At 44.0% G+C, this 24,914-nt stretch carries 19 protein-coding genes, 4 tRNA genes and 1 pseudogene; 14 read left to right on the top strand and 10 right to left on the bottom strand.

The window, feature by feature from the left end; all coding sequences use genetic code 11:
• Positions 1-45: 45 nt before the first annotated feature.
• From ubiE to LZP46_RS01845, 13 genes and pseudogenes are all read left to right on the top strand, one after another.
• On the top strand, positions 46-990 hold the full coding sequence (gene ubiE, locus LZP46_RS01905; RefSeq protein ID WP_236094503.1) for a bifunctional demethylmenaquinone methyltransferase/2-methoxy-6-polyprenyl-1,4-benzoquinol methylase UbiE: 945 nt from the start codon (positions 46-48) through the stop codon (positions 988-990).
• An 11-nt stretch (positions 991-1,001) separates the two neighbouring features.
• Positions 1,002-1,715 (top strand): ubiquinone biosynthesis accessory factor UbiJ, encoded by a 714-nt coding sequence (locus LZP46_RS01900; RefSeq protein ID WP_236094502.1) that lies wholly within the window; start codon positions 1,002-1,004, stop codon positions 1,713-1,715.
• 13 nt (positions 1,716-1,728) lie between these two features.
• Positions 1,729-3,348, top strand: coding sequence for an ABC1 kinase family protein (locus LZP46_RS01895; protein WP_236094501.1), 1,620 nt, complete (start codon positions 1,729-1,731; stop codon positions 3,346-3,348).
• A 208-nt stretch (positions 3,349-3,556) separates the two neighbouring features.
• Complete coding sequence (locus LZP46_RS01890; RefSeq protein ID WP_236094500.1) at positions 3,557-4,636, top strand: patatin-like phospholipase family protein; 1,080 nt, start codon at positions 3,557-3,559, stop codon at positions 4,634-4,636.
• A gap of 125 nt (positions 4,637-4,761) precedes the next feature.
• Positions 4,762-5,544, top strand: a complete 783-nt coding sequence (gene hisIE, locus LZP46_RS01885; protein ID WP_236094499.1) for a bifunctional phosphoribosyl-AMP cyclohydrolase/phosphoribosyl-ATP diphosphatase HisIE — start codon at positions 4,762-4,764, stop codon at positions 5,542-5,544.
• A gap of 22 nt (positions 5,545-5,566) precedes the next feature.
• Positions 5,567-7,069: a UvrD-helicase domain-containing protein gene (locus LZP46_RS01880; protein ID WP_236094498.1), complete on the top strand. Its 1,503-nt coding sequence runs from the start codon at positions 5,567-5,569 to the stop codon at positions 7,067-7,069.
• A gap of 16 nt (positions 7,070-7,085) precedes the next feature.
• A pseudogene (locus LZP46_RS01875) lies at positions 7,086-8,458 on the top strand (AAA family ATPase).
• Between the two features lie 603 nt (positions 8,459-9,061).
• Positions 9,062-11,899 (top strand): monovalent cation/H+ antiporter subunit A, encoded by a 2,838-nt coding sequence (locus tag LZP46_RS01870; RefSeq protein ID WP_236094497.1) that lies wholly within the window; start codon positions 9,062-9,064, stop codon positions 11,897-11,899.
• A gap of 4 nt (positions 11,900-11,903) precedes the next feature.
• The gene (locus tag LZP46_RS01865) at positions 11,904-12,269 is read left to right on the top strand and encodes a Na+/H+ antiporter subunit C (protein ID WP_236094496.1); all 366 of its coding nucleotides are present in this window, start codon (positions 11,904-11,906) and stop codon (positions 12,267-12,269) included.
• Complete coding sequence (locus tag LZP46_RS01860) at positions 12,269-14,077, top strand: monovalent cation/H+ antiporter subunit D (protein WP_236094495.1); 1,809 nt, start codon at positions 12,269-12,271, stop codon at positions 14,075-14,077. Before LZP46_RS01865 ends, LZP46_RS01860 begins: the two co-directional genes overlap by 1 nt.
• Positions 14,078-14,079: 2 nt before the next feature.
• Complete coding sequence (locus LZP46_RS01855) at positions 14,080-14,613, top strand: Na+/H+ antiporter subunit E (RefSeq protein ID WP_236094494.1); 534 nt, start codon at positions 14,080-14,082, stop codon at positions 14,611-14,613.
• Entirely contained in the window at positions 14,610-14,885 is a 276-nt protein-coding gene (locus LZP46_RS01850) for a monovalent cation/H+ antiporter subunit F (protein WP_236094493.1), read from the top strand. Before LZP46_RS01855 ends, LZP46_RS01850 begins: the two co-directional genes overlap by 4 nt.
• Before the next feature lie 11 nt (positions 14,886-14,896).
• Positions 14,897-15,295 carry a Na+/H+ antiporter subunit G gene (locus LZP46_RS01845; RefSeq protein WP_070154369.1) on the top strand — a complete coding sequence of 133 codons (399 nt, stop codon included), beginning with the start codon at positions 14,897-14,899 and terminating at the stop codon, positions 15,293-15,295.
• A 118-nt stretch (positions 15,296-15,413) separates the two neighbouring features.
• Here LZP46_RS01845 and LZP46_RS01840 read toward each other — a convergent pair whose 3' ends face one another.
• The 10 genes from LZP46_RS01840 to tpiA form a co-directional block, all read right to left on the bottom strand.
• Complete coding sequence (locus LZP46_RS01840; protein ID WP_180005814.1) at positions 15,414-15,818, bottom strand: ribosome-binding factor A; 405 nt, start codon at positions 15,816-15,818, stop codon at positions 15,414-15,416.
• A complete protein-coding gene (gene infB / locus LZP46_RS01835) occupies positions 15,818-18,544 on the bottom strand; it encodes a translation initiation factor IF-2 (RefSeq protein WP_236094492.1) in 2,727 nt (908 codons plus the stop codon). Before infB ends, LZP46_RS01840 begins: the two co-directional genes overlap by 1 nt.
• Positions 18,545-18,554: 10 nt before the next feature.
• On the bottom strand, positions 18,555-20,039 hold the full coding sequence (gene nusA, locus LZP46_RS01830) for a transcription termination factor NusA (RefSeq protein WP_236094491.1): 1,485 nt from the start codon (positions 20,037-20,039) through the stop codon (positions 18,555-18,557).
• 35 nt (positions 20,040-20,074) lie between these two features.
• The gene (rimP, locus tag LZP46_RS01825) at positions 20,075-20,599 is read right to left on the bottom strand and encodes a ribosome maturation factor RimP (protein WP_019836080.1); all 525 of its coding nucleotides are present in this window, start codon (positions 20,597-20,599) and stop codon (positions 20,075-20,077) included.
• Positions 20,600-20,921: 322 nt separating this feature from the next.
• Positions 20,922-20,998 (bottom strand) — tRNA-Met (locus LZP46_RS01820).
• Positions 20,999-21,239: 241 nt separating this feature from the next.
• A tRNA-Met gene (locus LZP46_RS01815) sits at positions 21,240-21,316 on the bottom strand.
• 185 nt (positions 21,317-21,501) lie between these two features.
• Positions 21,502-21,578, bottom strand: a tRNA-Met gene (locus LZP46_RS01810).
• 49 nt (positions 21,579-21,627) lie between these two features.
• Positions 21,628-21,712: transfer RNA gene (locus tag LZP46_RS01805), tRNA-Leu, on the bottom strand.
• Between the two features lie 53 nt (positions 21,713-21,765).
• Positions 21,766-22,095, bottom strand: coding sequence for a preprotein translocase subunit SecG (secG, locus tag LZP46_RS01800; RefSeq protein WP_004975868.1), 330 nt, complete (start codon positions 22,093-22,095; stop codon positions 21,766-21,768).
• A gap of 13 nt (positions 22,096-22,108) precedes the next feature.
• Positions 22,109-22,900 carry a triose-phosphate isomerase gene (tpiA, locus tag LZP46_RS01795; RefSeq protein ID WP_236094490.1) on the bottom strand — a complete coding sequence of 264 codons (792 nt, stop codon included), beginning with the start codon at positions 22,898-22,900 and terminating at the stop codon, positions 22,109-22,111.
• Positions 22,901-23,178: 278 nt separating this feature from the next.
• On the opposite strand from tpiA, the gene pilB reads away from it, so the two are divergent.
• On the top strand, positions 23,179-24,891 hold the full coding sequence (gene pilB / locus LZP46_RS01790; protein WP_236094489.1) for a type IV-A pilus assembly ATPase PilB: 1,713 nt from the start codon (positions 23,179-23,181) through the stop codon (positions 24,889-24,891).
• Positions 24,892-24,914: the final 23 nt, after the last annotated feature.

The raw sequence follows: 24,914 nt of genomic DNA, 5'->3' as shown, positions 1-24,914 counted from the left end.
CATACACTGCAGCCTTAAGCCTTTTTATCCTGAGGAGTGACTCCAATGTCGAATGAAAATCAAACGCCTACCGCTACTCCCGAGTCGGCACAAACAACAGACAAAGTGAGTCCATTCTTAACCGAAGCTCTACCACAAGGCGCTCCACAAGGTCAGCAACAATCTTTAGAACAAAAATTAACGGATACACCTGTCACGGGTTCAGTACCAAAATATAATTTGCCGCGCGGTGCTAATACAGGCAATGTCGGTGCAACCACACACTTCGGTTATCAAACCGTTAGCAGTGAAGATAAAGCCCACAAAGTCGCTGAAGTCTTCCATTCGGTTGCAAGCAAATACGACATTATGAATGACTTAATGTCATTTGGCATTCACCGTTTATGGAAGCGTTTTGCAATTAATATGTCAGGTGTACGCCGTGGTCAGCGTGTACTGGATATTGCGGGTGGCACAGGTGACTTAGCTAAAGTGTTTAGCCGTGAAGTTGGCCCTACAGGTCATGTCGTACTCTCAGATATTAACGAATCTATGCTGAATGTGGGTCGTGACCGTCTCATTGATGCAGGCTGTACCAATGTCGATTTCGTGTTGGCCAATGCCGAAACTTTAGAACCCTTTGAAGACAACAGCTTTGACTTGCTGACCATTTCATTTGGCTTGCGCAACGTGACCGATAAAGATGCAGCTTTGGCAGCGATGTATCGTGTACTTAAGCCAGGTGGTCGCTTATTGATTTTAGAATTTTCAAAACCTGTCTTTGAGCCATTCTCTAAGCTATACGATTTATATTCATTCACGGCATTACCACTCATGGGTAAAATTGTCGCAAACGACTCAGAAAGCTATAAATACTTAGCAGAGTCTATTCGCATGCACCCAGACCAACGCACCTTAAAAGGTATGATGGAACAAGCAGGTTTCCAAAACTGTGATTACCACAACCTGACTGGTGGTATTGTTGCCGTTCACCGTGGTTTTAAACTCTAAGGCGTACCGCAATGTGGTCAATTCTCGCCCTTGGTGCAGTTGAGAAACTGATTCATCATGTTATTGATTTGGATGCGATTACTCGCATCCAGCTCAACCAACTACACGGCAAAATGTTGCGTGTGGTGCTCGATTCGCCACAGCTTTCTGTAGATGTCTTTTTTGACGACAACAAAGTTCGTTTAGAACCTACTGCAACAGGTCACAGCGAGCAGCCTTCTATTTTTGAGCATGAGAAGCGCTCTAGCTTCGCAAGGTTTGATCAAGCGCAAAATATCAGCCCCGCAACGGCCACTTTGCATGTTAAAAATGTGGTGCAATTGCTCAAACTGTTGCTATCCGATGAAGTGGGCAATATTCCCCTACAAGGTGATTATCATCTTTTGCAAGATATACAGCGTATTATGCAGCAAGCTGAACCAGACTTGGCCGCACACTTAAGCCCGTGGATTGGCCCTGCTTTGGCGCATGAAATTGGCAAAATCCAGCTTGCACCCAAGCATTTAAAACGCAGTCTACACAGTCATTTGTTCTTTGCTAAAGATGTCCTTAAAGAAGACAGTGGTCTATTTGCCCCACGCTGGCAAATGGATGATTTGCAGCAGGATACCCGCATTTTTCAACAAAATTTAGATCGTACCGAAGCCAAAATTCGACAGCTACAAGCGCAGCTTGATGCACAGCCAGATACCGCTTCTGACACCTTAAATTCAACTCAATCCTAGGGAATAAGTCTTTATGATTCCGCATGTTTCACGTTTACTCGAACTTTGGCGCATTGCCGCGCACTATAGACTCGATACGTTGTTTCCTGCGGAAGAACTACCAGAAAAAGCACGTCATGCGCTCAGTTTTATTCGCATGCACCCTGCCGCTTGGTCAAGTAAAGAACGTAAAAACCCGCTGAAGCTCAAAGAGGCTTTAGAGGAAATGGGACCATTGGCGATTAAGCTCGGGCAATTGCTGTCTACGCGTCGCGACCTGATTCCACCTGAGGTTTTACAGCAATTGGTGTTGCTACAAGACCGTGTCAAACCATTCGGGTCTGACGTGGCACAAATGCGAATTCAGCAATCGCTCAAGGCAGACATCAACACCCTGTTTGCGCGTTTTGATGAGCAACCCTTAGCAGCAGCCTCTATTGCGCAAGTCCATACCGCGGCTTTGCATGATGGTCGTGAAGTCGTAGTTAAAGTCACCCGACCCGATATTCGCCAGCAAATTCTGCAAGATTTCGAAATTCTGGAATGGCTTGGCGCAGCACTTGAAAAACGTCTAGAAGCAGCACGCGCTCTACATTTATCTGAAATTATTCAGGACTATCGTCAAATTATTCTTAACGAACTCGATTTAACCTTAGAAGCCGACAACACCCGCCGCATGCGTCACTACTTTACGGGCTCAAGCATGATGTACGTGCCTGAAGTCTATTTGGACAGTAAAGATGTGATGGTGGCAGAACGCATTACAGGTGTGCCGATTTCCGACACGGCAACCTTTGATCGTTTGGGAATGGATCGCGCCGATTTGGCTGAAAAAGGTCTGACCATTTTCTTTACCCAAGTGTTCCGTGACAACTTTTTCCATGCCGACATGCACCCAGGTAACGTCTTTGTGGAAACCATTAATCCGAATAATCCGCGTTTTATTGCGCTAGATTGTGCGATTATGGGCGAGCTATCTAAGCATGACCAAATGACCGTAGCACGTATGTTGTTGGCGGTGATGAACAGCAACTTTATGCAGCTGATTCAAGTGGTGCACCAAGCGGGTTGGATTCCACCTGGCACGGATCAAGATGCCCTCGCCCGCGAAATGCGTCGCACTGTCGGGCCAATGGTGTCTAAACCGATGCACGAATTGGACTTTGCAGGCATCCTGATTCAAGTCATGGATATTGCACGCCGTTTCCATTTAGAAATTCCACCGCAATTGATGCTACTCCTGAAAACCTTGGTGCATGTTGAGGGCTTAGGCACAGACTTATACCCTGAACTGGATATTTGGAAACTGGCAAAACCAATTTTGACCGACTGGATTAAAGCCAATATGAATCCTGTCAAAAATGTCAAAGAAATTGGTCAGCAAATTCCTGACCTGTTACTAGGTGCGCAAGACTTGCCAAGTTTAATGATTGACAGTTTAAATGGTTTAAAAAACCAGTCAGCGTGGCATTCTAAACAATTGCATGAATTACAAAGCATGCGCTTGCAAATGGAACATCAGCAAAAACGCAGTTGGATTTTTGGCAGCATCATGGCCATTTTCCTATCCATTGCAATTATTGCACCGTGGTATGTGTCTATTGTTTTAATCGCGTTGGCAAGTTTCTTGGCGATTTGGCGTATAGCCAAATAAAGCTACATTGCTTGATAACAAACTGATTAAACGATAAAAAAATTAGAAAGCCTGTTTTAAAGCAGGCTTTTTTATCACGCTGATTTCCCCTAACTCATCCTAAAAAACCATAGTATGACTGATCAGTCACCAAGTGATGCCTCTCGCCATTGCTGCAAAAATCCCCACGCCTACAATTAATGCACATTTGTAGCGTTATAGATTAAGCATGACTCAGATTTTGCATAAACGTGCCCCTGCCCTCAGTATCCGTGCAGGACATTTGGCCCGCCAACTGATTGAACAAGAAGGTTTACACGCCCAACAGGTTGATATTATTCCTGGTGCAGCAGGTGGCCCCAAAGGCATTGGCATACAGGGCTTAGATCAAGCAATTTTTGGTGAGTTTTTTGCCCAAGCCCCAAAGCGCCGTACTGTGGTCGGTTCTTCCATTGGCAGTTGGCGCTTTGCCAGTATTTTGGCTTGGGGCGCAAAACAAGGTACTGAGCGCCTGTCCGATTTATACACCAACCTATATTTTCATAAAAAAATGTCACGCCAAGAGGTGGCTGAGATTTGTCAGAACATGCTGTTTGAACTGATTCAAGGACAGCAACAGCAACTGATTCAGCACACTGACTATCACCTAACGGTCATTTCAGTCAAAGCTCAGCATATTTTCCAAAGTGACCAAGCCTTACCTTTGCTCGCTTCTGTGGCAGGAATTATTGGTAGCAATGCCATTGCACGTAAACACAACCGCTTGTTTATGCAACGGGTCATCAGCCAACCTGCGCAAGGGCAACAGTTTATGGTTGAGGATGATTTTGTCACCCATTACCAGGCCCTAAATGAACACAATGTCGCACCGTGGCTACTCGCCTCAGCGTCTATTCCAGGGGTCATGTCTGCAATTCGTGACATTCCTGATGCGCCAGTGGGCAGTTATCGGGATGGTGGCTTAATTGACTACCATTTAGACTTACCTTACCAAAGTCAAGGTATTGTGCTGTATCCACACTTTACTGACAGCATTACCCCAGGTTGGTTCGATAAAATGTTGAAGCATCGTAAAGCCAATCCTGAAAATCAGGCCCGTACCCTCTTGCTGTCACCTTCGGCAGAATATTTAAGCAGCTTGCCTTTAGGTCGTTTGCCCGATCGTAAAGACTTCACTTTAAAAGGTTTAGATCAGGCACAGAGAATTCGCTTATGGAAACAGTCCGTAGCAGAAAGCCAGCGTTTGGGCGATGAATTTCTGGAAATGGTGGAAAAACAAAACTTCCCTCAATTGATACAACCGCTTTGACAGTACAAATCTGGCAAGATAATTTAGGTAAATTGTCCTGAATCACGTACACTATAGGGACGATGCAAAATCATGCGCTCAGAAATAGCATCCATACAATTTAAATTAATTTTGGTGAACAACTCATGAATAACTTGCAATGGCTCGATGAAGTAAAATTTAACGAACAAGGATTAGTGCCTGCCATTGCACAGCATCATCAAACAGGACGTGTATTGATGGTGGCGTGGATGAACCGTGAAGCATTAGCACTGACTGCCGAAAAAAATCAGGCGGTGTATTTTTCACGCTCACGCAATAAATTGTGGCACAAAGGCGAAGAGTCTGGACACTTTCAAACCGTGCATGAGATTCGTCTGGACTGCGATGCCGATGTGATTATCCTGCAAATTGAACAACATGGTGGAATTGCTTGCCACACAGGGCGTGAATCTTGTTTCTATCGCAAACTCACCGCCAATGGTTGGGAAATTGTAGATGCACAACTGAAAGACCCGAATCAAATTTATAGTGAACAAACCGCCAATGCTCACACCTTAGCCATGAGCCAATCAAAGGCACAAGCCGAACAGGTCGAAGTTTTGGCTTATTTAGGGCAAATGATGAGCGAGCGCAAAACCGCTAATCCAGACTCGTCTTATGTAGCCAAGCTATACCATAAAGGCTTGAATAAAATTTTGGAAAAAGTCGGTGAAGAAACCGTGGAGGCGATTATTGCCGCCAAAGATTTCAACACCGAAGCCAATGCCAACAACAAAAATGACCTGATTTATGAAGTGGCCGATTTATGGTTCCATAGCATTGTCATGTTGGGTTATTTCGATATTGAACCGCAAGTGGTGTTGAATGAATTGGCTCGTCGTCAAGGTTTATCAGGCTTGGTTGAAAAAGCCAACCGTAGCCACTGACGTAAAAAGCCAACTCTGATCTGTGTCTGTAATCACCAAGCCTCGCCCGACCTATGAGCAAGCCACTGCTATAGATAATGCACGTCTGGGCAAATCTTTTAAAGTGATTGCCTATGCAGGCACAGGTAAAACCACGACCTTACAAATGATCAGCGATGCTATGCCAGAACGGCGTGGCATGTACTTGGCATTTAACAAAGCCATTGCCGCAGAAGCACAAAGTAAATTTCATCGTCAGGTCGATTGTCGCACTTTCCACTCGCTTGCTTACCGCAGCGTTCCACGTGGAGTCACCGACAAATTACGTCTGCCACGCTTAAGCCCTAGCTTTATTGCCAAAGAGTACCGTTTAGAGCCAATTACCCTTAGACGGATGATGGGCGGACGTTATGAAAAATATGTGCTGATGCCAAGTCGATTAGCAAGCTTGGTCGCAAATGCAGTCAGTTATTTTTGCTCGACCAGTTCACAATACCCTGCCCCACGGCATTTACAAGCACCTAGTTGGTTGCACCCAGACGACATCGACACTTTACAAAAACATCTTTACCCTGCGGTAGAGCGACGCTGGCTGGAGTCGATTGACCCCAATCATCAGGCTGGTATTGGGCACGATATTTATCTGAAACTTTGGGCTTTGTCTGAACCGAACATTCCTGCCGATTATGTCCTGTTTGATGAAGCTCAAGATGCTGACCCGCTCATGTTGGGTATTTTACTCAAGCAACGCAATACGCAGGTGATTTATGTGGGCGATGCACACCAGCAAATTTACGCATGGCGTGGAGCAGTCAATGCCATGCAACAACTGCCCTTGCCTGAATCACGCCTGACCACATCTTTCCGTTTTGGTGAAGAAATTGCGCTGACTGCCAATGCCATTTTAGGCGGACTGAATGAAACCGTGCCACTCTTGGGCAATCCAGAACTACATTCAAAAGTAGTGAACAAGCCACACACCAAAATGCGTGATGCAATTTTATGCCGTACTAATGCACGCGCAATGGAATTACTACTGGCAGGTTTGGTGCATGGTGATAAAGTCAGTCTGCAAGCCGACCATGTGCGCTTAAACCGTTTTGTGGATGCTGCCGCAATGCTCAAACAAGGCAAACGTGTAACTGACGTTCCCGAACTGGCATGGTTTAACTCTTGGCATGATGTACATGAATATTGTGAAACCAACGATGGCAGCGATATTAAGCCTTTAGTCAAACTGGTGGATGATCATGGTACTGATCCACTCAAAAAGGCGCTGGCAAAAATCACCCCAATTGACCAAGCCGACTATATTATTTCGACAGCGCATAAAGCCAAAGGTTTAGAATGGAATCGGGTACAGATTGAAGACGATTACCAATTTAAACTGAACGACAAAGAACATAAAATTAGTGATGAAGAATTAAGACTGCTGTACGTGGCATGCACACGTGCTAAAGTCAGCTTAAATATTCATCATATTTACGATTTGGTACAACAACTGAAAATAAGAATGCCGACATCGTTACGCAAAGCGGTGGGGTAATAGCAGCAGGTGCGCTATGAAAATTGCATCGGTTCATTTCAGACACATCACCTATTTTACAGATCTAAAACTCGAACTCAATTATCACGACTTGCCCATTACGCTTATTTTAGCCGATCAAAGTGCAGGTAAAACCTCGCTGTTACGGTTTAGTTATCAAGCACTGACTTGGTTTGCTGCTCGCTATAAAGACTTACGCACTGCGGGTTTGGTCATGCAAGATCAAGATATTTTATTCAATCGCTTGCAAGCTAAAATTGATGTTTGTGTGGAAATTCCAGCAGAAATAGGCAGTTTGGCAGAATCAAGCAACACGCAAATTGAAAGCACCCAACATTGTGACTGGCAATTATATAAAACCCTGAATAGTAGCGGCGTAGGAGTAAGCAAAGCAGAAACCGCCAAGCTTGAAAAAATGGTGCAGCTCTATCAACACGCCATTAAACATGACCCGATGCAAGGTCTACCGCTGATTGCCTACTACCCTGCAGAACGCTTCGTGAATGAAGTTAATTTACTCAATAAAAATAATCCGCTGATTTTACAACCTGGACATGCCTACGAAATTGCTGCGATTCCATTCACGACATTTACTCGTTTTTTTGAATGGTTGCGGGAAATTTCCGATATTGAAAATGCCCAAAGTGCGCAGCTTTTACACAAGCTATATCAGCAACAACAAAGCGAACTCGCACAAACCCTGAATCAGTCCTTATTGCATGCCTATACCCAAATGCATGCACCGAGTTTACAAGCACTGAAAGATGCCTTACAAATCGTGCTGCCTGAAATTGAAGACCTATATCTACAACATCTGCCTAAATTACAACTCATGGTGCGCTGTCAGGGCAAAGATATGCTGTATCAGCAATTGTCGAACAGTCAGCGCAACTGGATTGCTCTGGTAGGCGATATTGTACGTCGCCTCTGTTTGCTAAACCCAAACAGTTTGTATCCGTGTCGCGAGGGAAATGGCATTTTGGTGATTGACTAAATGGATCATCAACTCGATCAACAACAGGCCGCACAAATACTGACCCGTCTATATCAAGCTTTTCCGCGCTTACAAATTATTGCCACAGGCAACCACAGCGAACCTCTGGAACAAGCGGAACGCTTTCAATGTTTAAAACTGGAACATCAACAGTGCATCCCATCGCATGGCAAAGTTTACAACCGCAATTTGCAGAAGTTTATGCCGATGTGCTAGAAACCACTCAAAGGGCAGAAAAAGTTAGCCTACAAGAACAAAATCAAACTCAATTAGGGACGGCTGAAATTTGGCAACAGATTCAACACCATTTAACTGCCGAACAAAAACAGGAGTTGCTACAACGCTTACAGCAATTGGATAGTGTGCCAGCGCCTGATCAATTGCCTGAATCTTAATTGCCGAAGTCTTTCAACGCATACTTGGGTAAAAAGCAAGGAAATACTTTATCCCGCCTATATCGGACGGTATATAATGACTTTGCTGTATGAAAAAAAATTGATGTTGTTTTATTCATGTAATAAAATCAGATTAATTTTGAACTTTTATAGTAAAATCCGATTTTGCTGTAGTGTCTAAAGTTGCGCAATACAACTTTTTATATCTTGAATAGTGTCTAATGACCTTTCAAACATGGTGAATGCTGTAAAAATGCAGCAGGTGTAGATCAACTTCATCCATAGTTCAACTAGGTTGTAAATTGACACATCTCAATATTTTTAACACAGCTTTAACCTAACCCAGCACAACCTAATTCGCTGCATCGTCAGTGAAAGATCAGCATATTTTTGCTGCTTGAGCCACCTAGCCATGTAAAATTATTTTTGCATGATCTTGTTTTGAGTTTAAGTTGCGACAATACGCTCATCAAAACAATTGACTACGTGTTGACTGACACGACTGATTGGCTTTCAAGATTGAATCTTTTGGATGGTGTGTTGCTGTCCTGTAATCCTTGGAAGATAAGATTCATCCTTTAGGTTTTCAACCTATTCACGACAATGGATATGAGTGTGCTACCGATTATTATATTGTTACCGTTAGTACTGGGCACAACCCTTGTCTCGTGGCTGAAACAATTTTCACGCGGGGTAACGGCTTTAGGGGCGATTGGCGTCAGTCTGAGTAGTCTTATTCTGCTCCTGACTCAAGCAAAAGCAGTCTTTAATGGCAAAACGATCATTCAAACATGGTCTTGGCTGCCACAATTGGGGATTGATTTAAGCTTTCGTCTAGATGCGCTTGGTTTATTATTCTCCTTGCTGATCACAGGAATCGGCACACTCATCTTTATTTATGCCTATTATTATTTAAGTCCGCAAAACTCGCTCAGTAAAATCTATGTTCTCCTCATGCTGTTTATGGCTGCCATGTTGGGAATCTCGCTCTCCAATAACCTGATTTTGTTGCTGACGTTTTGGGAACTGACCAGTATTTCCTCTTTCTTATTGGTGGGTTATTGGAGCAATTACGAAGCGGCACAACGCGGCTCACGTATGGCACTGACCATTACAGGCATGGGGGGACTCGCCATGCTCGGTGGTTTTGTGTTATTGGCGCAAATTACAGGCACCTATCAAATTGACCAAATTTTAATGATGACTGAACAAATTCAAAGCCATCATTTATTTGTGCCAACCTTATTGCTGATTTTACTGGGTGCATTTACCAAAAGTGCGCAATTTCCATTTCACTTCTGGCTGCCCAATGCCATGGCTGCACCCACGCCTGTTTCTGCCTATCTGCATTCCGCAACAATGGTCAAAGCAGGAATTTTCTTGCTAGCACGCTTATTGCCAATTTTTGCAGGCGCCGCGTTATATCACAACATAGTCACCTTTATTGGTTTGTTTACCCTGTGTATGGCGGCATTCTTTGCCATTTTCAAAGAAGATTTAAAAGGCTTATTGGCGTATTCCACCATAAGTCATTTAGGTCTGATCATGTGCTTACTGGGCATTGGTTCACCGTTGGCAGTGGCTGCAGCAATTTTCCACATCATCAACCACGCCACATTTAAAGCGGCACTGTTTATGATTGCGGGAATTATCGACCACGAATCAGGCACACGTGATTTACGTAAACTTAGTGGCTTATGGCAACTGCTACCCTTTACCGCCACCCTCACCATGATTACCGCGGCCTCTATGGCAGGCGTACCGTTAACCAATGGCTTTTTGTCCAAAGAAATGTTCTTTAACGAACTGATAACAAACTTATCTGGCCCTGTACTGTTGGTTTCTGCAATTGTTGCCACACTGGCGGGTATTTTTGCAGTGGTCTATTCAATACGTTTGGTACACGGCGTTTTCTTTGACGGCCCAATTGGTAAAGATGTACCCAATAAAGAAGCTCACGAACCCCCGTTTGGCATGCGTGCACCCGCAACTTTATTGGCGGTTTTATGTATTTTAGTCGGCTTGATGCCTGCCTTATTGGTCGAGCATATTGTCAATAGCACAACTCGTGCCAGTACCCAACTGTTACAGTTTGAAGGCACTCATTTAGCAATTTGGCATGGCTTTAACCTTCCTTTGCTAATGAGTGCAATTGCTTTGCTTGGCGGGATCATCTTCTATTTCTCGCTCGCCAAAGGTGGAAAAATCCGTGACATTGACCTCGATCCACATTTAGGTCAATTCCAAGGCAAACTGCTGTTTGAATTATTCTTAAAACATTTACTACAAGTTTCTCGCAAAATTAAACGCAAAACCGAAAACGGTTCACTTCAAAGCTATTTGGTGTGGATCATTGTTTTTACAGTTTTCATGGTCGCGCTACCATTATTCAATCAGGGCTTAACAACTGGTACACGTGAACTCACACATGCCCCTATGATTGCCATTGTTTTATGGTTGTTGCTGTTCTCTGCCTGTTGGATGATGCTGTGGTTCCACCATGAGCGCATCAAAGCCGTCTTAATCAGTGGTGCAGTTGGCTTGGTCGTCACCATGGTTTTTGTCGGACTGTCTGCTCCCGACTTGGCGCAAACTCAAATCACGGTTGATGTTGTCACCACTGTTTTATTGCTCATGAGTCTATCCTTGCTCCCACAATTGACCCCGTATGAGTCAAGCCGTTCACGTCGCTGGCGAGATGCCTTCATTGCGATTGGTGGCGGTATCGGTATCGGCTGGATTGCGTGGCTGGTGATGACCCGCGACCATAATTCAATTTCATGGTTCTTTAATCAGCAATCCATTCCACTCGGTGGCGGAACCAACGTGGTCAACGTGATTTTGGTAGACTTTCGTGGTTTCGATACTTTTGGTGAAATTACCGTCTTGGGCATTGCCGCAATTGGTACGCTGTGTTTAATGGATGGTATGCGTGCCCACGGCACCATCATGACCCAAGGTTTAACCTATCGCTTTAATCCTTCGCCGTTAATGCTACGGATTACCGCCTCATGGATTTTACCGATCGCCCTTGTGGTCAGTCTGTATATTTTCTTGCGTGGTCACAACTTACCGGGTGGTGGCTTTATTGCTGGCTTAATTACCTCAATGGCATTAATCATCCAATACATTGCGCTTGGTCAAGACCAGACCGAACAAATGCTCAAAGCAAAATCTGGACGTTTATACGAAATCTGGATTGGAGTGGGTTTAAGCATTGCAGGTCTGACAGGACTTGCTGCATGGTTCTGGGGACGTCCTTTCCTCACTAGCGCACATATTTATGTCAATCCTCCAATCATTGGTGAAATGCACCTCGCTTCAGCTGCCTTATTTGATGTGGGCGTGTATGTTACGGTGGTTGGCGCGGTCATGTTGATGATTTCGGTCCTGGGCGACTCCCGTCACTCAGGCATGTCTGGCCCACTTCCAAAGGAATAATGCAATGATTAGTATTGAGTTTTTAATTGCGTCTGCCATTGGAATGTTAGTCGCGACAGGAATCTATTTAATTTTACGTGCCCGTACCTTTCCGGTTGTTTTGGGCTTGGCCATGATTGGTTATGCAGTCAATATTTTCTTATTCAGCATGGGGCGTATTCAGACCAATGCGCCTGCAATTTTGACTGAAGCCACGAAAGTCACTGACCCATTACCACAAGCCTTAGTGTTAACTGCAATTGTGATTGGCTTTGCCACCACTGCATTTATTGTGCAATTGGCGCTGCGTAGCCGTTATGAAACAGGGACAGACCACGTCGATGCCAAAGAAGAACATCCACTGCTTGACCCACGTGAGGATGAGCCATAATGAATGATTTCCTCCAATTTTGGCTACAGCATTCACCGATCTTTAGCATCCTGATTCCAACCTTTACCGCATTTATTTTGGTGCTATTAGGCAATCCGGGCTTTGGTTCACTCTCACATGACTGGCGTCAGCCATGGCGTCGTGGAATTAGTCAGCTCTCTGCTACGCTAGGTTTAGTCACTGCGATCAGCTATTTAATTCAAGTCAGCAGCGGACAAATTATTATATATAATTTGAGCGAATGGGCGGCACCATTTGGCATTATTTTAGTGCTAGATCAACTGTCTGCCCTCATGTTGGTACTGACTTATTCACTTGCCTTGCCATTGCTTTGGTTTTCCAGCAAGAAATGGGATGAGCGTGGTCGCTATTTTCACACCATGGTGCATTTCCTGCTCATGGGACTTTGCGGTGCATTCCTCACAGGTGACTTGTTTAACCTGTTCGTTTTCTTTGAGGTATTACTCCTTGCTTCTTATGTGTTGTTATTGCACGGTCAAGGCAAAGCACGTTTTCAACTCGGGATTCATTACGTCACCATCAACCTATTAGCCTCTGCCCTCTTCCTAATTGGCTTAGGGATGATTTACGGTAGTGTCGGCAGTTTAAACATGACCGATGTGGCTCACCTAATTCCCCTACTCGATGCTGATGCACATAAAATTGCGGTGGCAGGTGGCTTACTGCTATTTGTGGTGTTTGGTATTAAAGCTGCCATGCTTCCTGTCGGTTTTTGGTTACCTAAAACCTATGCCGTGGCAACAACTCCTGTAGCAGCCTTGTTCACCATCATGACCAAAGTCGGTGTGTATGCTATTTTGCGAGTCAATGGAACCGTATTTGATGATGAGCTGAGCCATAAAATCTTACAAGACTGCTTACTGACGATTGGTTTGATTACTTCCCTGTATGGAGTCATTGGCGCGATTGGTGCTGAGCGCTTACGTCGCTTTGTCGGTTTTATGATGCTGTCTTCAATTGGTACCATCCTCATTGCTATTTCAATGCTGAACACACAGGCATGGTCAGCTGCACTGTATTACTTGATACACAGTACCTTAATTGCAGCGGCTTTCTATTTGCTGTGCGGTTGGATTACTTCTCAACGTGGTGCATTTAAAGATCACTTCAACATTGCCCCACAAATGAAGCAACATAAAGTACTGGCTATCACGTACTTCATGATTGCATTAATGATGGCGGGCTTACCACCATTTAGTGGATTTTTGGGCAAGGTCTTTATTTTGCAAGCTACTGCCAATATGGCACATCAAGGCTGGATTATTGGCATCATTCTCTTGGTCAGCTTGCTTAGTATTATTGCGTTCACCCGTGTCGGCTTTATTTTATTTTGGCGCGCGACCAAACCTGAAGATGATATACGCACTGAAGCCTATGATGAATATCAGAGATTACCTGCAATTGCTCCGCCCCGAAATGACCGTGTCATTTATTTACTTTTGACGGGTTTGGTACTGTACGTAGTATTTGCTAATCCAATTCAGCAATATATGCTGAACACTGCACAGCAAATTCAACATAATGCGGCCTATGAAGCTCTGATTCTGAAAAAAGACCGTACTGGAAATGTGATTAGCGTACAACCTTATGATCCATTGTACTTACCAGAAACCAAGTACGGTGGCGAAGCAATCGATGCCAACGCACATTTAATTCCATACGTGATTCATCCAAATACCTTGGAAGGCGAGCATATTTCTGACTATAAACAACGTCAGATTCAACAGCAAAATCGTGAGGAAGCGCAGCAACCTAGCGATACTCAACTCAAACCTGCGGAGCCCTAAACATGCAAAAAACGAGACCGAAAACTTCGTTTTGGGACAACCTGCTGCCACACCCGTTTGTATCTGTATTGGTGGCACTGAGTTGGCTGATGTTGGCGCATAGTGTTTCTGCAGGAAATCTGTTGATGGCACTGGTTTTGGCACTATTAATTCCCAAATTGATCCAGCCCTTTATCACACGTACACCAGATATCAACTGGACTGCAGCCATTCGCTTATTCTTTGTGGTGGTCTGGGATATTATGATTAGTAATATTCGTGTCGCAAAACTGGTGCTTGGCCCAACAGATCGCATGCAGCCAAAATGGTTCCGTGTCCCTCTCGAAACACAGCACGAACAGGTCAACAGTATTTTGGCGATGATCATTACCACCACACCAGGCACGGTCACGGCTGGTATTGACCAAGATCGTGGTGATATTTTGGTACATGCCTTAAACACTGAAGATGAAAGTGTAGATATTCAAGACATCAAAAATCGTTATGAAAAACCACTGATTGAAATTTTTGATGCGCAGTCAGGAGAAAAGCAATGATGATTCTGCCTTATGCACTTGGAATCTGCATGGTTGCGATCACGCTTTCCATGTTTATGTGCCTATACCGTCTGATTATTGGCCCTTCAATTGTGGACCGCCTGTTAGCCTTGGATACCTTATTTTTAAATGCAACCTGCTTGGTGGTAGTTTTGGGTATCTTTTGGACCAGTACCTCCTTTTTTGAAGGTGCATTATTGGTGGCGATGCTAGGGTTTGTATCTACTGCTGCACTGGCGCGTTATTTCACCAGCGGTCATGTGATTGATTAAGGAGAATGAACATGCAATTATTCATGGAAATTTTAGTGTCATTCTTTTTAATCATTGGCGCCTTTTTCATGTTGGTGGGCGGCATCGGCATGGTTCGCCTGCCCGACTTATTTATGCGACTACATGCCCCTACAAAATCCAGCACTTTAGGACTAGGCAGTTTCTTAATTGCAGCCATTATTTATGCGGCATTTGAAGGACGATTTGGCTTTCCAGAAGTCTTAATCACCCTATTTGCATTTATTACCGCACCTGTTTCTGCCAATTTAATGGCGCAGGCCGCACTACATTTACGTTTACGTTCGATGAGTGGCAATGTGCCTGAAACCTTAGATCGTCCATTACCGTGGCAACGCCAACGTCGTAATTTACGTCGATATGAAAAAAAATCTAATGATGATTTGGTCTAGAATATTAGTCAGGCATTAAAAAAAGCATCATATCCGATATAATCTTGATTACATTGCAAAAGCTCAAACATGATAGACAAAAAAATGCCACCCGAAGGTGGCATTTTTTATCACTGACTTATTCTTCATCTTGCTTAGGTGCTGCAGGAGGTAAATCTTTTACCGCTTCTGCAATCAAACCAAACATATAGTTACCATAGGCATTGGTTTTATCGTAGTGAAAACGTAAACGTGGGGTAATACGTGTCTTAATACGACGGCTTAACTCATGGCGCAAGAAGCCCGATGCTTTATTCAACACATCCAAGGTTTCTTTATTTGCCACTTCGCTTTGCTCATCGCCTAATTCACGTCCCATGACGGTCACGTACACTTCGGCATATCCTAAGTCTGGGCTCACCTTCACCGCAGAGATGGTCACCAGACCACCTAGGCGTGGATCTTTCAGCTCTTGGCGAATCAGTTCTGACAGCTCGCGCTGTACTGTATCCGCCATACGCTTCAGACGTTGACTACCCGCCATTAAAGACTCCGTTTAATCAATTGAACATCATACACTTCAATCTTATCAAGTGGTTTGATGTCTTTATAGCCTTTCACTGCAAGACCACATTCCATACCTGCGCGAACTTCTTCGACCACTTCTTTATAACGACGAAGTGACTCAAGCTCACCTTGGAACACCACCACATCATCACGCAATACGCGAATTGGTTTGTTACGGTGAAGTACGCCTTCAAGTACCATACAACCTGCGGCTGCCCCAAACTTACTCGAGTGGAACACTTCACGCACTTCTGCAACACCCAAAATAGTTTCACGATGTTCAGGTGCAAGCTTACCGCTCATTGCATCTTTCACATCATCAATTAATTGATAGATGATACTGTAGTAACGAATGTCAATGCCATCCGCATCGGCTTTTTGACGCGCAGTATTGTCGGCACGTACGTTAAAGCCCAGTAATACAGCTTCTGAAGATTCTGCAAGCGTAACGTCAGACTCGGTGATTGCACCTACGCCTGAACCAATCACACGTACACGTACTTCATCGGTAGACAACTCGCCCAACGCAACAATCAAGGCTTCCAAAGTACCACGCACATCTGTCTTCAAGACCACATTGACAAATGGAACATCTTTTTTGCCCATAGATGCCATGATGTTTTCAAGACGCATTGCGCTTTGACGCTCAAGACGTTTTTGACGCTCACGATCCATACGCGCATCGGCAACTTCACGTGCTTTCTTCTCGTCATTTACAACAAGAACTTCATCACCCGCCATTGGCGCTTCAGGTAAACCTAAAATTTCAACTGGAATTGAAGGGCCTGCAGATTTAATACGCTTACCGTTTTCATCAGTCATGGCACGAACGCGGCCATAAGATGAGCCTGCAAGTACCAAGTCACCTACATTCAAAGTACCGTTTTGTACCAGAATTGAAGTCACTGCACCACGACCTTTATCTACACGCGCTTCAATCACCACACCTTGCGCTGCACCTTCTTCAGATGCTTTCAATTCCATCATTTCTGCTTGAATTGAAATTAAGTCAAGAAGTTCATCAATACCTTGACCTGAATGCGCTGAAACCATTGCGACAGGTACGTCACCGCCCCATTGTTCAGGTACGATTTGTTTAGTGGTCAATTCATTCAATACGCGGTCTGGATCAGCTGACTCTTTGTCCATTTTGTTAATGGCAACAATGATTGGCGTACCCGCTGCACGCGCATGGTCAATGGCTTCTGCAGTTTGTGGCATCACACCATCATCTGCAGCAACTACCAATACCACGATATCTGTTGCTTTCGCACCACGTGAACGCATTGCGGTAAACGCTGCGTGTCCCGGTGTATCCAAGAAAGTGATAATACCTTTCTCGGTTTGCACGTGGTATGCACCAATGTGCTGGGTAATACCACCCGCTTCGCCTGCAGCCACTTTGGCACGACGAATACGGTCAAGTAACGACGTCTTACCATGGTCAACGTGACCCATGATGGTCACCACTGGTGGACGTGTTGTTTGAACACCACGTGCCTCTTCAGCTGCTTCAAGTAAGTTATCTTCAGCTTGCGTATCCGATACTAAAACTGGGTTATGACCCATTTCTTCAACCACAAGTGCCGCAACTTCTTGCTCAATCGCTTGATTTTGTGTAACTAACTCACCCATTTTCATGAGTGATTTAATCACCTCACGGACTTTAACTGCCATTTTTGCAGCCAAGTCAGCAACCACAATCGTTGCACCAATTTCAACATCATACACTTGTTTTTTAACTGGTTTTTCAAAGCCGTGCTTGTTGGCTTGGCTCGTTTTCAAACCGCGTTTATGTGAGTTTTGGCTGAAAGATTGCTCTTCCTGACCACGACGACCACCTTTTTTCGGTGAACGTGTATTAGTGGTACTGGTACCACGCTTAATTTCGCGGTCTTCTTTGGCAAATGAATCTTCATATGCCTGACCCACAAGACCAGCCGCCAATGGAGAATCATCTACAACACGAATGGTCGCGGTTGCATCTTCATTGGAGTATTTAGATGCCATCTGACGCATTTGCTCAAGCGTACGTTGCTGCGCTTCTTCAGCCGCTTTACGACGTGCGGCTTCTTCAGTCGCTTTCAACTGAGCTGCTTGCGCTTCACGCGCTTTCTTTTGCTCAGGTGTTTCAGTGACTTTTACTGCTTGCTTCACAATTGGCTTGTTGGTTGACTTACGTTTCACCACAACCGCAGCTTTCGCAACTTCTTGCTTAGCTGTTTCTTGCTTCGCTGCTGCACGCATTGCATCTAAAGCTTGTTTTGCTTTTACAGCACCTGCTTGAGGCGCATCTGCTTTCACTTTGCTCTTTTCTGTCACGGCACGAGCTTGCTGTTCTGCTTGCGCTTTTTCAGCTGCTTCTGCCTGTGCTTTTGCCAGTGCTTCCGCTTTAATCTGTTCAGGATCAGGCTTTGTAAATGTATGCTTTTTGCGAACTTGTACATTAATCGTTTTCGCTTTGCCCGAAGTACTTGCCACTTTAGCGGTACTGGTGGTTTTACGTTTCAACGTGATTTGTCCTGCTTTACCCTCTTGACCGTGAACCTTTTTTAAATGGTTCACTAGGGTACTTTGTTGTTCCGTGGAAATAATATCGTCAGCATTACGCTGTGGTAAACCTGCGTCACGAACCTGTTCCAGGAGTTTCTCAACTGGACGACCTACACTGAGCGCTAACTCTTTAATCGACTTGTCCGTCATATATTACCTCCTAGTTAAACCATGATTCGCGCGCTTTCATAATCAATTGACCCGCTTTTTCTGTACCTAAACCTTCAATATCTTCGATATCGTCAGTCGCTTGGTCAGCTAAATCATCAACTGTAATGACACCACGAGCGGCAAGCGCATAAGCGATCTCTTGTGTCATGCCTTCCATTGCTAGAAGTTCTTCACTCGGATCTTGGATATTTTCTTGCTGTTGCAATGCATCTGCCAAAGCCACTTCTTTGGCACGACTTTGTAACATTTCAACAAGTTCTTCATCTAAATCAATTTCGTCAAATGTTTCCGCAGGAACATACGCAATTTCTTCTAATGAAGTGAAGCCCATTTCTACCAATGCCATCGCTAAATCTTCAGCAATGTCTAGACGTGAAACAAACAAGTCCAAGTATTGTTGCGCTTCATTTTGCTGACGTGCGTGATACTCTTCTTCAAGCATCATGTTCAGCTTGTAACCTGTGAGTTCAGAGGCTAAACGTACGTTTTGACCTTGTGAACCAATGGCACGCGCTAACTGATCGCTAGTGGCGAAAATAATATCAGCAGTACGTTCTTCTTCATCGATCACAATACCCGATACATCGGCTGGCTCTAAAGCACTGGCGATATATTGTGCAGGATCATCAGACCACACCACAACATCAATACGCTCACCATTTAACTCTTGCTGTACCGCTTGGATACGTGTACCACGCATACCAATACATGCACCTACAGGGTCAATACGGTGGTCGTTGGTTTTTACTGCAATTTTTGCACGTACACCAGGCTGACGCGCTGCCGCTTTAATCTCGATGATTTCTTCAGAAATTTCTGGAATTTCTTTTTTCATCAAAGCAATCAGCATTTCAGGCTTAGCACGTGACAACAACAATTGAGCACCACGACCTTCACGGTTCACACTGTACAAAATTGCATTCACACGCTGCTTAGGACGCAAAATTTCTTTGGCAATCATTTCTTCACGCGCCAAATATGCTTCTGCATTGTCGCCTAAATCAATAATAAAGCCATCTTTGGTTTGCTTTTTCACTTCACCGTAAATCAGCTCGCCTACTTTAGCTTCATAAGCATCTGCAACCAACGCGCGTTCTGCTTCACGAATTTTTTGCACAATCACTTGCTTGGCAATTTGCGCAGCAATACGACCGAAGTCAATTGACTCAACTTCAAGTTCGCGAATATCACCAATTGACCACTTTGCAGGATCTACATCAGAAATTGCATCTTGGCATGCAGGCATTTCATGATCTTCATCTGCCACCACTTCCCACTGACGGAAAGTTCTGTAGTCACCTGTTTTACGATCAATTTCCACACGTAAGCGTGCTTCTTCTGAGTTTGTGCCTTCGTAGAATTTCTTTTTCGTCGCAGCAACAAGAGCCTGTTCAAGCGCCTCAAAAATTGCCTCACGACTTACACCTTTTTCGTTACTAACCGTTTCAACGACGGTAAGAATTTCACGTGCCATAAGTCACCTATTCGTTCAGATTCTTATTAATTTGATTAATCTTGGTAAATCAGGTTTGCTTTATCAATATTGTGACTGTCAATCTCCAATACCTGCTGTTTTTCCACTTCGACCTGAATGGTTTCATTTTCCAGATCTACAGCAACCAATTTCGCTTGAAATTTACGACGGTTTTCTACAGCACTGATTAAACGTAACGCAATGGTATGCCCAATATACGCAGGCAATTGCTCTAATTGGAAAAATGGACGATCCCAACCAGGTGATGACACTTCAAGCGCATATTCACCTGAAATTGGATCATGCACATCAAGCATTGCACCAACTTGCTGGGTTACACGTACACAATCTTGTACACCAATACCGCGACCTTGCTCTAATTCGCCATCTTCATTTAAGACAGGTTCTGCATTTTCATCGACAGCTTTGTCGATATAAATACGTAACAAAGAACGCTTACCTTGTGGAATAAACTCGATTCCCCAAAGATCCACATCACATGCTTGCACTGCTGGCGCAATTAAGTCCTGAAGTGCTTGAGTTTTATTTGATAGCTTCATTTACTCTCGTCATTCTGCTGCGGTTCAATGGCCTTATTTGACCACTACACATTCATACAAACTATAGTAGTAGTGAAACATGACACTTTGACTTTAGGCCGCACACGGCTTGTATCGACACTACACGATAGCCAATAAAAAAGGGCGTAATCGCCCCTATTCTTGCACAGTAAAACCAATATCCACTGTGCAAAAAGGCCCACCTAGTTGTGAGCCTCTTTAGAAACTTGGTTGCGGGGATTAGACTAAATCTAACCATCTTTGCTAGTTTATTGTGCTGAGTTAAATCAACTAAAACTAACGTACCACACCATTAGAAACTTGGTAGCGGGAGCTGGATTTGAACCAACGACCTTCGGGTTATGAGCCCGACGAGCTACCAGACTGCTCCATCCCGCATCAACGTGCATAAAATTATATACAAAAATGAATAAGTTTTCAATCAAACTTCTCATATTTGCCTGACTTAAGTTGCACCTTAGTCAGTATAAAGCGTAAAACTCATATTAGAGCATAATCACACTTTTAAAATATTGGTAGCGGAAGCTAGATTTAGCCAACCACCTTCGCCAAGTTATCAAGAGTTGAGCCCGACGGACAATCAACTAATCAAAACAGGCATTACCAAACCATTAAAAAATGGTAGCGGGAGCTGGATTTGAACCAACGACCTTCGGGTTATGAGCCCGACGAGCTACCAGACTGCTCCATCCCGCAACAACATGTAAATACTTATCTCAACCCTAAAAAAATTTAAGTCGCCTACGCTTAATTTACCAAAAGCTTAGGATTGATTGGTAGCGGGAGCTGGATTTGAACCAACGACCTTCGCCAAGTGATAAAGAGTTGAGCCCGACGGACAATCAACTAATCAAAACAGGCATTACCAAACCATTAAAAAATGGTAGCGGGAGCTGGATTTGAACCAACGACCTTCGGGTTATGAGCCCGACGAGCTACCAGACTGCTCCATCCCGCATCAACAGATTTGCTGCTTAACACCAACTTATGTTTTCTGGATTATAAGTTGGTGCGGAAGGGGGGACTTGAACCCCCACGCCCGAAAGCACTACCACCTCAAGGTAGCGTGTCTACCAATTCCACCACCACCGCAACTGTGACGCATTCTAGTCGCATCATGCGAAAAAAGAAAGTGCTAAATAAAATTATTCAGCGCTTTTAGGCGCAGTTGGTGAAGTTTCAGGCGATACTGGCTGTGCAGGAGCAGTCGTTTGCACAGTCTGCAAACTATATGCACCTGTGGTTTGTTTCTTGGCAAACACCGCTAAAGTTAAACTCGTTGCAAAAAACAACGCTGTCAAAATTGCAGTTAAACGCGTTAAAAAGTTGCCTGAGCCTGACGCACCAAATACGGTTGCCGCACCACCGCCACCAAAAGAAGCGCCTGCATCTGCACCTTTACCATGCTGAACCAAAATTAGTCCAATCATTAAAATGGCTAAGATAATATGTACTACCAGCACAAATGTTTGCATGCTGAACTCCTCATTATTGTGTATTTGCAAAGGCTTGCGCAATTTGATGGAACGATGCTGCATTTAAAGATGCACCACCGACCAAAGCACCATTAATGTCTGGGCAGGCTGCTAACTCTACGGCATTTTCTGGTTTTACACTACCACCATATAAAATCGGTAGAGTCACAGCATAAGCGGTGATTTGACTTAAACCTTCACGAATTTTTGCATGCATGGTTTGCGCATCTTCAGGTGATGCGGTCTTGCCTGTGCCAATTGCCCAAATAGGTTCATAGGCAATCACAATCTGTTGCCATTGCTTAGTCTCCACCACGGCAGCAATATCACAAATTTGTTGCAAAACAACTTGCTCTGCCTGACCACTTTCACGTTGTTGCAGACTTTCACCCACACAATAAATAACAGTCAAACCAGCCTGCAAGGCATTTTTAACTTTTTCATTCAAAATACTTGGTGTGTCTGCGAAAAGTTCACGACGTTCTGAATGCCCAACCAATACATAATTAATTTGACTGTCTTTTAGCAATTCTGCACTGACTTCGCCCGTATATGCACCCAAACCCGCAATACGAGACAGGTCTTGTGCAACGGTATAGATAGGACGTACTGCTTCACTCAATGCAGCTTGAATTTGTGTCAAAGCCAAAGTAACAGGTGCAATCCCCAAATGACACTTTTCAGCCTCTACAGGGCTGTCTTGTAATAATTTTTTAAATTCAGAAATAAGTTGCTGAGCATCGGCACGCATCGGATTCATCTTCCAATTGCCAACCACCCAAGGCTTAATCGTCGTAGCCGACATAGAATAACCTGCAAAAACAATTCATTTAATCGCGCACATTCTACACGCAAATCACATTTCTGCTGAGTTTTTTGTGCAAGCTTTGCATCAAACTGCTGCATGAAGTATCTTTTCATGGCAGGACTTACAATTTTTTTAGCAGATTAATGTAACTGGTTCATGCTTTTAGGCGATACTTAGGTGGTGACAGCACTTTCAGATATGGTATTTTTGTGCAACAAAAGTATAATTTTAAAGATACCAATTATAAACAATCTTGATTTTGAGGACGTTGGGGAATGTCAGTACAACAAGCTACACCTAAATTCACAGGTTTTATTCGACGTTTGGTCGAAGACGGGCTCGTTTCTGCTGAGACTATGCAAACCGCCATTAAAGCCGCACAAAAAGATAATGTAGATATTGTTCCCTATCTAATTCAGAACTTAAATATCGCGCCTTTAATCATTGCTGAAAAAATTTCCAATGAGTTTGGTGAACCTATTTTTGACTTAAGCGTGTATGATTCTGCGCTCATTGTGCGTGAAGGCATCGATGAAAAGCTTTTCAGCAAATATTGCATACTGCCTATTTTTAAGCGTAATCACCTGCTTTACGTTGCGACTAGTAACCCGACCAATATCGAAGCAATGGATGCAATTCGTTTCAACAGTAAAATGAATGTTGAAGCCATTGTGGTCGAACACGATAAATTGGTAAAACTGATTGAACAGAACTTTGCAAGTGAGTCTGCTTTTGAATTTGAAGATGATGACTTCGATCTCAACTTTGAAGATGGCAATAGCGAACCAGAACAAGCTGCAGAAGATGAACCGCAGAGTGATGAATCCCCAATTGTTAAATACATCAACAAATTACTGATTGATGCAATTCGCATGGGCGCTTCGGACTTACATTTTGAACCGTATGAAAAAACCTATCGAGTGCGTTACCGTGTCGATGGTGTATTACGTCAAATAGCCACCCCACCCTTACAGTTAGCCAACCGCTTGGCATCACGTTTAAAAGTGATGTCCCAAATGGACATTTCTGAAAAACGTGTCCCGCAAGATGGTCGTATTAAATTAAAACTATCTAAAAACAAGTCCATCGATTTCCGTGTGAACTCGTTACCAACCTTGTTCGGTGAAAAAATTGTACTGCGTATTCTTGACCCATCTAGCGCGATGCTTGGGATTGACGCTTTGGGTTATGAACCAGAACAAAAAGAATTGTTCATGGAAGCTTTAGAGAAGCCGCAAGGCATGTTGTTGATTACAGGTCCAACAGGTTCGGGTAAAACGGTATCGCTGTATACAGGCTTAAACATCTTAAACAGAGAAGATACCAACATTTCCACCGCCGAAGACCCTGTGGAAATTAACTTAGAAGGTATTAATCAGGTTAACGTTAACAACAAAGTTGGCTTAACTTTTGCTGCCGCCCTGAAATCTTTCTTACGTCAAGACCCTGATATTGTCATGGTAGGTGAGATTCGTGACCTTGAAACTGCAGAAATTGCAATTAAAGCAGCCCAAACAGGTCACATGGTTTTATCTACCCTACACACCAACAGTGCACCAGAAACTTTAACGCGTTTACGCAACATGGGGGTTCCCTCCTTTAACATTGCAACTTCGGTAAACCTCGTCATTGCGCAGCGTTTGGCACGACGCCTATGCCCGCATTGCAAAGCCCCTTCTGACATTCCAAGACAAAGCTTATTAGAAATGGGCTTCACTGAGGCCGATTTGAGCAATCCAGAATTTCAGGTCTATCAACCTGTAGGCTGTTCTGAATGCCGTGAAGGTTATAAAGGACGTGTTGGTGTTTATGAGGTGATGAAGGTCACACCAGAAATTTCTAGAATTATTATGGAGGATGGTAATGCCATCCAAATTGCTGATGCGTCAGCAAAATCGGGGTTTAACAATCTGCGTCGTTCGGGGTTACTTAAGGTCATGCAGGGGGTGACTTCATTGCAAGAAGTCAATCGTGTGACCAGTGAATAGTTGTAAAATTTAAAATAAGGATA

Source organism: Acinetobacter sp. SCLZS86, assembly GCF_021560715.1.
GTDB classification, from domain to species: domain Bacteria; phylum Pseudomonadota; class Gammaproteobacteria; order Pseudomonadales; family Moraxellaceae; genus Acinetobacter; species Acinetobacter towneri_A.
This window is presented reverse-complemented; position numbering and strand designations above follow the sequence as displayed.

Excerpts from the sequence above, each read along its gene's own strand:
- ubiE (WP_236094503.1), top strand. The coding sequence starts at position 46 with ATGTCGAATGAAAATCAAACGCCTACCGCTACTCCCGAGTCGGCACAA.
- LZP46_RS01900 (WP_236094502.1), top strand. The coding sequence starts at position 1,002 with ATGTGGTCAATTCTCGCCCTTGGTGCAGTTGAGAAACTGATTCATCAT.
- LZP46_RS01895 (WP_236094501.1), top strand. The coding sequence starts at position 1,729 with ATGATTCCGCATGTTTCACGTTTACTCGAACTTTGGCGCATTGCCGCG.
- LZP46_RS01890 (WP_236094500.1), top strand. The coding sequence starts at position 3,557 with ATGACTCAGATTTTGCATAAACGTGCCCCTGCCCTCAGTATCCGTGCA.
- hisIE (WP_236094499.1), top strand. The coding sequence starts at position 4,762 with ATGAATAACTTGCAATGGCTCGATGAAGTAAAATTTAACGAACAAGGA.
- LZP46_RS01870 (WP_236094497.1), top strand. The coding sequence starts at position 9,062 with ATGGATATGAGTGTGCTACCGATTATTATATTGTTACCGTTAGTACTG.
- LZP46_RS01865 (WP_236094496.1), top strand. The coding sequence starts at position 11,904 with ATGATTAGTATTGAGTTTTTAATTGCGTCTGCCATTGGAATGTTAGTC.
- LZP46_RS01860 (WP_236094495.1), top strand. The coding sequence starts at position 12,269 with ATGAATGATTTCCTCCAATTTTGGCTACAGCATTCACCGATCTTTAGC.
- LZP46_RS01855 (WP_236094494.1), top strand. The coding sequence starts at position 14,080 with ATGCAAAAAACGAGACCGAAAACTTCGTTTTGGGACAACCTGCTGCCA.
- LZP46_RS01850 (WP_236094493.1), top strand. The coding sequence starts at position 14,610 with ATGATGATTCTGCCTTATGCACTTGGAATCTGCATGGTTGCGATCACG.
- LZP46_RS01845 (WP_070154369.1), top strand. The coding sequence starts at position 14,897 with ATGCAATTATTCATGGAAATTTTAGTGTCATTCTTTTTAATCATTGGC.
- LZP46_RS01840 (WP_180005814.1), bottom strand. The coding sequence starts at position 15,818 with ATGGCGGGTAGTCAACGTCTGAAGCGTATGGCGGATACAGTACAGCGC.
- infB (WP_236094492.1), bottom strand. The coding sequence starts at position 18,544 with ATGACGGACAAGTCGATTAAAGAGTTAGCGCTCAGTGTAGGTCGTCCA.
- nusA (WP_236094491.1), bottom strand. The coding sequence starts at position 20,039 with ATGGCACGTGAAATTCTTACCGTCGTTGAAACGGTTAGTAACGAAAAA.
- rimP (WP_019836080.1), bottom strand. The coding sequence starts at position 20,599 with ATGAAGCTATCAAATAAAACTCAAGCACTTCAGGACTTAATTGCGCCA.
- secG (WP_004975868.1), bottom strand. The coding sequence starts at position 22,095 with ATGCAAACATTTGTGCTGGTAGTACATATTATCTTAGCCATTTTAATG.
- tpiA (WP_236094490.1), bottom strand. The coding sequence starts at position 22,900 with ATGTCGGCTACGACGATTAAGCCTTGGGTGGTTGGCAATTGGAAGATG.
- pilB (WP_236094489.1), top strand. The coding sequence starts at position 23,179 with ATGTCAGTACAACAAGCTACACCTAAATTCACAGGTTTTATTCGACGT.